This window comes from Ramlibacter sp., from assembly GCF_029866045.1.
In the GTDB taxonomy this organism is placed as follows: Bacteria; Pseudomonadota; Gammaproteobacteria; order Burkholderiales; family Burkholderiaceae_C; genus Ramlibacter.
In genome coordinates, this window is the sequence record NZ_JARXAB010000027.1 from 18,562 (window position 1) to 30,984 (window position 12,423).

Here is a 12,423-nt window from a genome sequence, read left to right on the forward strand (position 1 = left end):
AGTCGGCAGAATTGTCGCATGCGAGCCTGGTACGTCCCGCCCACAGTGTCCCGACTTCTGACGGGTGTGCTCGTCGTCTGCCTCGTGTACTTGGGGGCATGGTCTGGCAACGCTCTGGCCGCCCATGCCTACGGCCAGTTCGGCGACATCAAATACCCGGCCGATTTCAGCCACTTCAGCTACGTCAACCCTCAAGCTCCCAAGGGTGGAGAGATCCGCCTGGTGCCGCCCACCCGGCCGACCAACTTCGACAAGTTCAATCCCTTCACCTTGAAGGGCACCGCTCCCTTCGGCATGGGTGACCTGATTTTCGAGACCCTCCTCATCGGGAACTCCGACGAGCCCACCACCGGCTACGGCCTGCTGGCCGAGGATGTGAACGTGGCCGCCGACCGGCGCTCGGTCACTTTCCGGCTAAACCCGGCCGCACGCTTTCACGACGGCAAGGCGGTCTTGGCGGCTGACGTGGTGCACACCTTCAAGACCCTCACCAGCAAGCTGGCGGCGCCTCAATTCCGGTCGATTTACGCCGAGGTGAAGGAGGCTGTGCTGGTGGACGAACGCACGGTGCGTTTTGACTTCGCCAGCCCCAACCCGGAATTGCCGCTGGTCGTGGGCAGCATGCCAGTGTTCAGCCGCGACTGGGGCGGGGGCAAGCCCTTCGACCAAATCGTGACCGAGCTGCCCATCGCCTCCGGTCCCTACCGCCTGGCCAGCCCCCGGATGGGGCGCGACGTGACTTACGTGCGCGACCCCCAGTATTGGGGCCGCGACCTGGCAGTGCGTCGCGGTCTGTACAACTTTGACCGGGTCACTTACCGCATTTACCTGGACGAAACCTCCCGCTTCGAGGGATTGAAGGCTGGCGAGTTCGACTTCATGCGGGAGTTCATCTCCCGCAACTGGGCACGGCAGTACACCGGCCGGGCCTTCGAGTCCGGCGAGCTGACCAAGCGCGCTTTCGAGAATCGCAACCCGGGTGACTTCCAGGGATATGTGTTCAACCTGCGTAAGCCCAAGCTGCAAGACCGGCGGGTGCGCGAGGCAATCGCCCTGGCCTTCGACTTCGAGTGGATGAACCGGCAGCTTTTTTATGGCCTGTATAAGCGGGCAGACAGCTACTTTCCGAACAGCGAGTTCAAAGCCGAAGGCCTGCCGGAGGGCGAGGAGCTGGCCCTGCTCGAGCCCTTGCGCGCCCAGCTTGCACCTGAGGTGTTAGGGCCTCTGCCCAAGGTCGCCTCCACTGCGCCACCGGCGAGCCTGCGGGACAACCTGCGCCGCGCCCAGACCTTGCTCGGCGAGGCCGGCTGGACCTACCGGGACGGTGCGTTGCGCAATGCCAAGGGCGAGGCCCTCACCCTCGAGTTTCTCTCTGATCAGCCCTCGCTGGTGCGGGTGGTGACGCCCTTCCAGAAGGCCCTGGAAAAACTCGGCATCCGGCTCACTTTCCGCTCGGTGGACTTCTCCCTCGCCAAGCAGAAGATGGACGCCTTCGACTTTGAGCTGACCTCGCTGCGCATTCCCGGCAGCAACTCGCCGGGCACGGAACTGGTTGAGCGCTGGGGGTCTGAGGCTGCGCGCACGCCAGGCTCGTCCAATATCTGGGGCATCGCCGACCCGGCAGTGGACGCCCTGATCCGCCAAGCCACCGCCGCCACCACCCGGGCGCAGCTGCGCACCACCTTGCGGGCGCTCGACCGGGTGCTGATGCACGGTCAATACTCGGTACCGCACTACTACGGCAGCACCTTCCTCATCGGCTATCGGCCTGGCCGCTTTCAGCTGCCGCAGGGGGTGCCACCCTTTTACGACGCGCACCAGTGGGCAGTAGCCACCTGGTGGGCCGCGCCGGGCAATCGCTGAATTTCGCCATGGCCAGTTACATCTTCAAACGTCTGCTGCTGATGATTCCCACCCTACTGGGGGTGCTGCTGCTGACCTTCATCGTGATCCAGTTCGTCCCCGGCGGGCCCGTTGAGCAAATGGTGGCCCAGCTGCAGGGGCGTGATGCAGGCGGGGAGGGCGCAGCCTCGTCGGGCGCGGGTTATCGCGGGCGGCAGGGCGTCGACGAGAAACGCATTGCCGAAATCCGCGCGCTCTACGGCTTTGACAAGCCGGCGCACGAGCGCTTTATCCAAATGCTGGGTCAGTTCGCGCGCTTCGACCTGGGCAAGAGTTTTTACCAACACAAGGATGTGTGGACCTTGGTCAAGGAGAAACTGCCGGTCTCGGTCAGCCTAGGCCTGTGGACCTTTTTCCTTTCCTACCTGGTGGCCGTGCCCCTGGGCGTGGCCAAGGCGGTGCGGGCCGGCTCGCGCTTCGACCTGGTCACCACACTGATGGTGCTGGTGGGGTATGCCATCCCGGGCTTTGTGCTGGGCGTGGCCCTCCTGGTGGTGTTTGGCGGGCAGCTGCAGTGGTTCCCGCTGCGGGGCCTCACCTCGTCAAACTGGGAACAGCTCTCGCTTTTGGGGAAGGTGGTCGACTACCTGTGGCACATCGCGCTGCCAGTGACCGCCATGGTCTTTGGCAGCTTCGCGGTGACTGCCATGCTGACCAAGAATGCCTTTTTGGAGGAGATCCGCAAGCAGTACGTGCTGACCGCCCGCGCCAAGGGCCTCGACGAGCGCCGTGTGCTCTGGAAGCACGTGATGCGCAACGCACTCATTCCCATCGTCACCGGCTTTCCTGCCGCCTTCATCGGCGCCTTCTTCACCGGTTCGCTGCTGATCGAAACCCTGTTCTCGCTCGACGGCTTGGGCCTTCTGAGCTACGAGAGCGTGATCCGGCGCGACTATCCGGTGGTACTGGGTACCCTGTACCTGTTCACGCTGATCGGCCTGGTGACCAAGCTGATCAGCGACCTTTGCTACGTGTGGGTGGATCCGCGTGTCAAATTTGACTGAGCCCATCTCCGCTGCCGCCTTGCCCCCCGTGCCGTTGAGCCCGGGGAGACGGGCATGGCAACGCTTCAGGCGAAATCGCCTGGGCTTTTTCAGCCTGCTGATTTTCAGCGTGATGGTGGTGGGCTGCCTGTTTGCCGAAGTGCTCTCCAACGACAAGCCACTGGTGGTGCACTACCAAGGCCAGTGGTACTTCCCGCTGGTGCAGGACTACCCGGAGTCCACCTTCGGCGGCGACTTTCCCACCCCGGCCGACTACCTCGACCCGTTCATCCGCGACCGCATCACCGGCGGTGACAACTGGGCGATCTATCCGCCCAACCCCTACGGACCCAAGACACTCAACTACTTCGCCGACCTCCCTAACCCAGCCCGGCCCACCGCGGCGAATGTGTTCGGCACCGACGACCGCGGCCGGGACCTTCTGGCGCAGCTCATTTATGGCTTTCGGGTGAGTGTGCTGTTTGGCCTGGCGCTCACCGCCATCGGCGTGTTGCTGGGGGTGCTCACTGGCGCCATCCAGGGATTTTTCGGCGGCAAGACGGATCTGGCCTTTCAGCGCTTCATCGAGATCTGGGGCTCGATGCCCGAGCTTTATTTGCTGATCATCTTCAGCGCGGTATTTGCGCCCAGCGTGGCCTTGCTGCTGGTGCTGCTCTCGCTCTTTGGCTGGATGGGGCTGTCCGACTATGTGCGGGCCGAGTTTCTCCGCAACCGGCAGATGGACTATGTACGCGCCGCGAGGGCGCTGGGCGTGAGCAATCTGCGCATCATGGTTCGGCACATCCTGCCCAACTCGATGACGCCAGTGGTGACCTTCCTGCCGTTTCGCATGAGTGCCGCCATCCTGGCCCTGACCTCGCTCGATTTTCTGGGTCTCGGGGTGCCGCCCGGCACGCCTTCGCTGGGTGAGCTCTTGAGTCAGGGCAAGGCCAACATCGATGCCTGGTGGATCTCGCTGTCCACCTTCGCGGTGCTGGTGATGACGCTGCTCCTTCTGACCTTCATGGGCGATGCGCTGCGCGACGCGCTCGACCCGCGAAAGGACCCGTCATGAGCCCGCCGCGCGCCGAAACCCGCATGGCGTCCGCCCCAGGCGAGTGGGTCGCTGGCGAGGAGCCGCTTCTGCAGGTGCGCGGCCTGACGGTGGCCTTCGGCGGCAAGTCGGTGGTGCAGGGGATCGACTTCACCATCGCCGCTGGCGAGAAGTTGGCCCTGGTGGGCGAATCAGGCTCTGGAAAGACGGTGAGCGCCCTGGCCCTGCTGCGACTCGCGCAGGGCGCCCAGCTTGGCGGTCAGGCCTGGCTGGCTGGACGCGGGCCGGGCGCAGCCCCCTGCGACCTGCTCCAGTGCACCGAGCACGACATGCTGGGCCTGCGCGGTGGTGACATCGCGATGATCTTCCAGGAGCCGATGACCGCGCTCAACCCGCTGTTTTCCATTGGCGACCAGGTGGCCGAAGTGCTCGAGCTCAAGCAGGGTCTGTCACGCCGGCAGGCCTGGAGCGATGCGGTGGCCATGCTCGCAGCCACCGGCATCCCTGATCCCGCACAGCGCGCCCAATCCTTCCCACACCAACTCTCCGGCGGGCAGCGCCAGCGGGCCATGATCGCCATGGCCCTCGCCTGCCGCCCACGCCTGCTGCTGGCGGACGAACCGACCACCGCCTTGGATGTCTCCTTGCGCGGGCAGATTCTGGACCTGCTATCCGACCTGCAGCGTCAAACCGGCATGGCGGTGCTGCTCATCACCCACGACTTGAACCTGGTGCGCCGCTTTGCCGACCGGGTGGCGGTGATGGAGCAAGGGCATCTAGTGGAGCAAGGTCCGGTCGGCGATATGCTGGCCTGGCCCCAGCACCCCTACACCCAGCGGCTGGTGGCCAGCCGTCCGAGCCGCGAGCTCGACGAGACCCCGCTGCCGGCGGGAGCACCCTCGCTGGTAAAGGGGCAAGACTTGTCCGTCGCCTATCCGGTACGCCTGCCCGGCCTGCGCGGCTGGTTTCGCAAAGGCGAGTTCGTGGCGGTGACGGGGGCCTCCTTTCGGGTCATGCCCGGACGGACCTTGGGCCTGGTGGGCGAGTCGGGCTCGGGCAAGTCCACCCTGGCCCTGGCGGCCTTGGGCCTGCAGCCTTACCGGGGTGAGCTGCACCTGGGGGAGGCCCATTGGGGGCGGGGCCGCGCTTCTGACCTGGCCCTGCGCCGGCGGGTGCAGGTGGTGTTTCAGGACCCGTTCTCTTCGCTGTCACCGCGGATGACGGTGGAGGAGATCGTGGGCGAGGGCCTGCGGGTGCATGAGCCCGCTCTGGACGCCGAAGGCCGCCGTACCCGGGTGCGCGATGCGCTGGCCGAGGTGGGTCTGGACGAGGCCCGCTTTCCGGGCCTGCTCGGTCGCTACCCGCATGAGTTTTCAGGCGGCCAACGGCAACGCCTGGCGATTGCCCGCGCGCTCATCGTGCAGCCGGAGCTGCTGGTGCTCGATGAGCCGACCAGCGCGCTGGACGTCACCATCCAGCAGCAGGTGCTGGCGCTGCTGCAGCGCCTTCAACGCGAAAAAGGCCTCGCCTACCTGCTGATCACCCACGATGTGGAGGTGGTCCGCGCCATGGCGCATGAGGTGCTCGTGATGAAAGACGGCCACATCGTCGAGAGCGGCCCGGTGGGCGAGGTGCTGGGCGCACCGCGGGAGGCGTACACCCGCGCGCTGGTGGCGGCGGCCAGCTGAAAAACGGGCGAGCGATTCATCCGCGTGAATGCACGCCTCGCTCCAGTCCTTAGTCAACCTTGAGCAGGGTGTAATCGAAGCGAACATCCGCGGGATCGACGGTGGCCCGGCCGGTGGGGCTGATACGGGCTTCGACCTGCCAGTGAACAAAGCTTTGCTCGGTATCCAGGAAGACCGGGTCATACCCTCCCGAGGGGTCGGTGACTGCGACGGACGTGAAGCCCTTGCCCTCGCGCATGCAATTGAGGTCAATGCGGTCGTCTTCTCCCTCTGCGCCGAGCAGAACTAGAACGCCCACGCGTTCCCCGCCCACGGGCGACACGCGCGACCCGTTGCTGAAGGACCGGGACAAGGTGGAGTCGCCCCCGATCACCGTTTCCGCGTAGGCCAGTTCGGTTTGGGCCATGAGACTGCAAAGCCGCAGCAGACGTGCTGGAGAGGTCCCCAGGGCCTGGGCGAGCTGGGCCACCGGGGCCGCGTTTTGGCCGCGCCGCAGGTCAAACGTCCGCGCTTCGCCCGTCGCCTGCTCAATCAGCCGGGCGTGGCCGTCAGAGGCCACGCGCAATTTGTGCATCACACCGGTGGGGGACTGGAAGCTGATATCCCATGCGCGATGCCAGTCCTTCATGGCTTGGACGGGCAAGTCGGCGGTGGAGGCGGGCTGGCTGACCATCGCAACATTGCATTGGGACAGGGTGAGGTTGAGCCCTCGCTCCATGGCTGCGCCGATGTTCGCGCGGTCCCGGGCCAAGGCCTGCTCCCCCATCAAGCGGGCTTCATGACGCTGGGGAGCCGTCACCTGCCGCGTGGCAAATGTGGCGAATTCGATGGCGCTCGACGCCGTAGAGTTTGACGCCGTGGCTCGCGAGGGGGATGGGCTGGCAGGGGTGGACCTGGCTGGAGAGAGGGTCTGAAGGAGGCGGCTCCAATGACTCGAGGAGGAGGGGGATCGACTGGCGGACGGCTCGGCGGTGGCTGCGGGGGCGGTCTGGACCTGGCGAGTGCCCAAGCGGCTAAATTTCGCGGACATCCACGCTTTTGCGCTGGCGAAGATGCCCAGGCTGTGCCGGCTGGGGGCTGTGGGTGGCGGGGGAGAGGAGGCTTTGTCTGCCTGTGGGGTGGCCTCGTGCCAACGGACGGGGGTTTTGTTGCGGCTGTGGGATGTCTTGGGTTGCATGTGAGCTCCTTGGAAAACGTGGCCAGTTCGTGGCTGCCGGTACGGGGCGGTTCCAGGACCGCTGGGGCGAAAAAATGCATACAAAGGAATTGCCCGAGACACCCTGCGCCACCCGAGCCAGCGGACGCGGCCCAGCCCTCACACGGCTTGACATCGCGGGTTGCGATGGGAAAACAGGCCAAAACGCATTACAATGCGGCTCTTCGACCAAAACGGGCGGGTACCAACCGCCCGTTTTTTTTGGCCGATCGCTTTTGAACCGACAGACAACAGACACACTCGATCCAACGGATGGCCCTACAGGACCTCGCCCTTTCTACCGTGACCGGTCTCGGTTACGAACTCGTGGAGCTTGAGCGCTCTGCAGGGGGCCTGCTTCGCGTGACCATCGACCTGCCCTGGACACCGGGCAGTGAGGCCCTGGTGACGGTGGAAGATTGTGAGAAGGTCAACCGCCAGCTGCAGTTCGCGCTGGAAGTCGAAGGCATTGAATACAAGCGCCTGGAGATTTCGTCTCCAGGTATTGACCGGCCCCTGCGTAGCGAACGCGAGTTCGAGCGCTTCGCAGGCGAGCTGGTAGACATCACCCTCAAGGCGCCTTTGGGCGCTGCGGCCGCCGGCTCCTCGGTGTCTGCCAACCGCAAGAAGTTTCGCGGCACGCTCGAGCGTGCAGAGGCTGGCGGCTGGCAAATCACCTGGAGCGACGAGCCGCCGCCCAAGCCGGGTCAGAAGGTGAGCAAAAAGAAGGCGCCGGTGCCGCTTCAGGTCTTGGGGTTCCAGCTCGACGAGCTGCGAGAGGCCCGCCTGGCGCCGGTGGTCGATTTCAAAGGGCGTGCGCCCAAGTCAGTTGCAGGAGAGTCGTGAACATGAACCGCGAAATGTTGATGCTGGTCGATGCCATCTCGCGCGAGAAGAACGTCGAGCGTGACGTCGTCTTCGGCGCTGTCGAACTGGCACTGGCCCAGGCCACCAAAAAGCTGTACCAGGGTGAAGTAGATATCCGTGTGTCGATGGACCGCGACAGCGGCGACTACGAAACTTTCCGCCGCTGGCTGGTGGTGCCCGACGATCAGGGCCTGCAAAATCCCGACGCCGAAGAGTTGCTGATGGATGCCAGCGACCGTGTGGCCGATGTCGAGGTGGGTGACTTCATCGAAGAGCCGATCGAATCGCTGCCCATCGGCCGCATCGGCGCCATGGCCGCCAAGCAGGTCATCTTGCAGAAGATCCGCGACGCCGAGCGCGAAATGCTGCTGAACGACTTCATGTCGCGTGGCGAGAAGATTTTTGTCGGTACCGTCAAGCGCCTCGACAAGGGCGACATCATCGTCGAGAGCGGCCGCGTCGAAGGCCGGCTGCGCCGCTCCGAGATGATCGCCAAGGAAAACCTGCGCAGCGGCGACCGGGTCCGCGCCATGATCATGGAGGTGGACCTCACCCTTCGCGGCGCGCCCATCATCCTTTCGCGCTCCGCCCCCGAGTTCATGATCGAGTTGTTCCGCCAGGAAGTGCCCGAAATCGAGCAGGGCCTGCTCGAGATCAAGAGCTGCGCCCGTGATTCCGGCAGCCGCGCCAAGATCGCGGTACTGTCCCACGACAAGCGAGTCGACCCGATCGGCACCTGCGTGGGCGTGCGTGGCTCGCGCGTCAACGCGGTGACCAACGAGCTCGCCGGTGAGCGGGTCGACATCGTGCTGTGGTCCGAAGACCCGGCCCAATTTGTGATCGGCGCCCTGGCGCCGGCCAACGTAAGCTCCATCGTGGTGGACGAAGAAAAGCATGCGATGGACGTGGTGGTTGACGAGGAAAACCTCGCCATCGCCATCGGTCGCGGCGGTCAGAACGTGCGCCTGGCGTCCGAGCTAACCGGCTGGAAGATCAACATCATGGACGCCAATGAGTCGGCGCAAAAGCAGGCGGAAGAAACCACCACCCTGCGCGCCCTCTTCATGGAAAAGCTCGACGTCGACGAGGAAATCTCCGACATCCTGATTTCCGAAGGCTTCACCAGCCTGGAAGAAGTAGCCTACGTGCCCATTCAGGAAATGCTCGAGATCGAATCCTTCGACGAAGACACCGTCAATGAGCTGCGCGCCCGCGCCAAAGACGCCTTGCTCACGATGGAGATCGCCCGCGAGGAGAGCGTCGAGGAAGTGTCGCAAGACCTGCGCACCCTCGAAGGTCTGAGCCCGGAGCTCATCGCACAGCTCGCCGATGGCGGTGTGCACACCCGAGACGAGCTGGCCGATTTGGCTGTCGACGAACTCACCGAAATCACCGGCCAGTCCACTGAGGACGCCACGGCCCTGATCATGAAGGCCCGCGAACACTGGTTCACCAGTGCGGCCTCGCAATGACATGATGGGAGGCCACAAAACATATGTCCAGTACGACCGTCGCCGAGCTCGCCAGTGAGCTCAAGAAAACTTCAGACCAGCTGCTCGAGCAGCTGCGTAGCGCGGGGGTGGCCAAGGCCGCACCCAGCGACACGGTTTCCGAGACCGACAAGCAGAAGCTCCTAGGCTATCTGCAGGCGGCCCACGGAACCGCGTCGCCCGAGCGTAAGAAGATCACGCTCACCAAGAAGTCCACCTCCGAGATCAAGCAGGCCGACGCCACCGGGCGGGCTCGCACCATCCAGGTCGAAGTCCGCAAGAAGCGGACCTTCATCAAGCGCGATGAAACCGAGGGTGTCGCCGAGCCTCAGGCTACCGCCCCAGCCGCTTCCATCCTGGATCAGAGCGAGCTGGCTCGCCGCGAGGAAGAGGCCCGCCGCCAAGCCGAGCTGATTCGACGGCAAGAGGAAGACCTCGCCGAGAAGCGTCGTCAACGCGAGGAGGCCGAGCAGCGTGAGCGCGACGCTGAGGTCCGTGCCGCCGCCTACCAGGCTGCCGAGCAAGCCAAGAAGTCCGAGGTCAGCGCGCTCAAGGAAGAGGCCGCTGCTGAGGCCGCCGCCAGTGCCGAGGCTCGCGCAGCTGCCCAAGCCGAGGCTCGCGCCAAAGCCGACGCCGAGTCCAAGGCGCGCTCTGACGAGGACGCTGCACGCGCCCGCGACCTGGACGAACGTCGACGCAAAGCCCTGGCGGAAGCCGAGGCCATCCGCGCCATGATGGCCACGCCCAAAAAGGTACTGGTGGCCAAAAAGCCCGAGGAGCCCAAGCCAGCGGAAGCAGCGAAGGTTGCCAAGGGCACGCTGCACAAACCCGCTGTCGGGACCGGCACCGGTCGGCCCGCTCCCGCCAGCCCGGCTCCCGCTGGCGCAGGCAAGGAACTCAAGTCTGCCAAGCTGTCCTCCAGCTGGGCGGGTGATCCGGCCAAGAAGAAAGCCATCCCGACCCGGGGCGACGCCTCCGGCGGCGTCGGCCGCAACAACTGGCGCGGAGGCCCGCGCGGTGGTGGCGGTCGCCGCGGTGGTCGTGGCGACTCCCGCGAGGAGATGCAGGCCCAGCCGACCGAGCTGCGCGTGCTGGAAGTGCACGTGCCGGAAACCATCACCGTGGCCGAATTGGCGCACAAGATGGCGGTCAAGGCCTCCGAGGTCATCAAGGTGCTGATGAAGATGGGCCAGATGGTCACCATCAACCAGCCGCTAGACCAGGACACGGCCATGATCGTGGTCGAGGAAATGGGCCATACCGCGGTGGTCGCTGCGCTCGATGATCCGGAAGCCTTCACCGACGAGGACGTGGGCGCCGTTGAAGGTCCCGCCATGCCGCGCGCCCCTGTGGTGACCGTCATGGGCCACGTCGACCACGGCAAGACCTCGCTGCTGGACTTCATCCGCCGCTCCAAGGTGGCTGCGGGCGAAGCCGGTGGCATCACCCAGCACATTGGCGCTTATCACGTCGAGACGCCGCGCGGCATGGTGTCCTTCCTGGATACCCCTGGCCACGAAGCCTTTACCGCCATGCGTGCTCGCGGCGCCAAAGCCACGGACATCGTCATCTTGGTGGTGGCAGCCGACGACGGCGTCATGCCCCAGACCAAAGAGGCGATCAAGCACGCCAAGGCGGCGGGCGTGCCTATCGTCGTGGCGGTCAACAAGATCGACAAGCCCGAAGCCAACCCAGACCGCGTCAAGCAGGAACTGGTGGTCGAGGAAGTCGTCCCCGAAGAATATGGCGGTGAATCGCCCTTCGTGAATGTGTCCGCGCGTACCGGCGAGGGGGTGGACGCCCTGCTCGAGCAAGTGCTGCTCCAGGCCGAGGTGCTGGAGTTGAAGGCGCCGGTCGAAGCGGCCGCCAAGGGTCTCGTCATCGAAGCCCAACTCGACAAGGGACGTGGTCCGGTGGCCACCGTGCTGGTCCAGTCGGGCACCCTCAAGACGGGCGATGTGGTCCTCGCTGGCCAAACCTTTGGCCGCGTGCGCGCCATGCTGGACGAAGACGGTAAGAGCATCAAGTCGGCCGGTCCTTCCATTCCGGTGGAAATCCAGGGCTTGACCGAGGTGCCCCAGGCGGGTGACGAGTTCATGGTGCTCGGTGACGAGCGGCGTGCCCGCGAAATCGCCACCTACCGCGCTGGCAAGTTCCGCAACACCAAGCTGGCCAAGTTGCAAGCGGCCAAGCTGGAAAACATGTTTGCCGACATTGGCGCCGGCGAGGTCAAGACGCTGCCGATCATCATCAAGGCCGACGTGCAAGGCTCGCAGGAGGCCCTGGCCACCTCGCTGCTCAAGCTCTCGACCGATGAGGTCAAGGTGCAAATGGTCTACACCGGTGTCGGTGGAATCAGCGAGTCCGACGTCAACCTGGCCATTGCTTCCAAGGCAGTGATCATCGGCTTCAATGTGCGCGCTGATTCTGGCGCCCGGAAGCTGGCCGAGGGCAACGGCGTGGATCTGCGCTACTACAGCATCATCTACGACGCGGTCGACGAGTTGAAGGTCGCCATGTCCGGCATGCTGGCCCCCGAGCAACGTGAAGAAGCGCTGGGTACCGCCGAGATCCGCACCGTGTTCGTGGCTTCCAAGATCGGTACCGTGGCGGGCTCCTACATCACCTCCGGCCAGGTCACCCGTGGTTGCAAGTTCCGCCTGCTGCGGGACAACGTGGTGGTCTACAGCGGCGACATTGAGTCGGTTCGCCGGCTCAAGGACGACGTGCGCGAAGTCAAGGACGGCTTCGAGTGCGGTATCAAGCTGCGCAACTACAACGACATCAAAGAAGGCGATCAACTCGAGTTCTACGAGGTCAAGGAGATCGCGCGGACGCTGTAAGGCGCGCGCTGTCCCCCCGTTCCGCGCGATGCCCAAAAGAGCAGCTCCGAACCGTAACTTCAAGGTAGCGGACCAGATCCAGCGCGATCTGGCGGACCTGATCGCCCGCGAATTGAAGGACCCGCGCGTGGGCATGGTCACCATCCAGGGCATCGAGCTCACGCCAGACTACGCCCACGCCAAGGTTTTCTTCAGCGTGCTCAATGGCGATGTCGAGGAAACGGCGCAGGGTCTCAACCAGGCCGCCGGCTTTTTGCGCAGTGGGCTGTTCAAGCGCCTGCATATCCATACGGTGCCGACGCTGCACTTCGTCTATGACCGCACGCCCGAGCGCGCGGCCGACATGAACGCGCTGATCGCCCGAGCGGTGGCCTCCCGTTCCAAGGACACCGAGACCTGAG

At 64.8% G+C, this 12,423-nt stretch carries 9 protein-coding genes; 8 read left to right on the top strand and 1 reads right to left on the bottom strand.

Annotated features, from left to right (window positions below; translation table 11 throughout):
- Window positions 1-18 precede the first annotated feature (18 nt).
- Genes QE494_RS03015 through QE494_RS03030 form a run of 4 tightly spaced genes read left to right on the top strand, consistent with a single transcriptional unit; the run spans window position 19 to window position 5,627 of the window.
- Complete coding sequence (locus tag QE494_RS03015; protein ID WP_300041420.1) at window positions 19-1,863, top strand: extracellular solute-binding protein; 1,845 nt, start codon at window positions 19-21, stop codon at window positions 1,861-1,863.
- Between the two features lie 8 nt (window positions 1,864-1,871).
- Window positions 1,872-2,906 carry a microcin C ABC transporter permease YejB gene (locus tag QE494_RS03020; RefSeq protein ID WP_300041422.1) on the top strand — a complete coding sequence of 345 codons (1,035 nt, stop codon included), beginning with the start codon at window positions 1,872-1,874 and terminating at the stop codon, window positions 2,904-2,906.
- Window positions 2,890-3,960 carry an ABC transporter permease gene (locus QE494_RS03025; RefSeq protein WP_300041423.1) on the top strand — a complete coding sequence of 357 codons (1,071 nt, stop codon included), beginning with the start codon at window positions 2,890-2,892 and terminating at the stop codon, window positions 3,958-3,960. Before QE494_RS03020 ends, QE494_RS03025 begins: the two co-directional genes overlap by 17 nt.
- A 23-nt stretch (window positions 3,961-3,983) precedes the next feature.
- Complete coding sequence (locus tag QE494_RS03030; RefSeq protein WP_300041482.1) at window positions 3,984-5,627, top strand: ABC transporter ATP-binding protein; 1,644 nt, start codon at window positions 3,984-3,986, stop codon at window positions 5,625-5,627.
- 49 nt (window positions 5,628-5,676) lie between these two features.
- Here QE494_RS03030 and QE494_RS03035 read toward each other — a convergent pair whose 3' ends face one another.
- Complete coding sequence (locus tag QE494_RS03035; RefSeq protein WP_300041424.1) at window positions 5,677-6,426, bottom strand: hypothetical protein; 750 nt, start codon at window positions 6,424-6,426, stop codon at window positions 5,677-5,679.
- Window positions 6,427-7,095: 669 nt separating this feature from the next.
- Between QE494_RS03035 and rimP the strand changes: the two genes are divergently transcribed.
- Genes rimP through rbfA form a run of 4 tightly spaced genes read left to right on the top strand, consistent with a single transcriptional unit; the run spans window position 7,096 to window position 12,422 of the window.
- The gene (rimP, locus tag QE494_RS03040) at window positions 7,096-7,668 is read left to right on the top strand and encodes a ribosome maturation factor RimP (RefSeq protein WP_300041425.1); all 573 of its coding nucleotides are present in this window, start codon (window positions 7,096-7,098) and stop codon (window positions 7,666-7,668) included.
- 2 nt (window positions 7,669-7,670) lie between these two features.
- Window positions 7,671-9,161 (top strand): transcription termination factor NusA, encoded by a 1,491-nt coding sequence (gene nusA / locus QE494_RS03045; RefSeq protein ID WP_300041426.1) that lies wholly within the window; start codon window positions 7,671-7,673, stop codon window positions 9,159-9,161.
- Between the two features lie 23 nt (window positions 9,162-9,184).
- Entirely contained in the window at window positions 9,185-12,022 is a 2,838-nt protein-coding gene (infB, locus tag QE494_RS03050; protein WP_300041427.1) for a translation initiation factor IF-2, read from the top strand.
- A 28-nt stretch (window positions 12,023-12,050) separates the two neighbouring features.
- Window positions 12,051-12,422 (top strand): 30S ribosome-binding factor RbfA, encoded by a 372-nt coding sequence (gene rbfA / locus QE494_RS03055; RefSeq protein ID WP_300041428.1) that lies wholly within the window; start codon window positions 12,051-12,053, stop codon window positions 12,420-12,422.
- Window position 12,423: the final 1 nt, after the last annotated feature.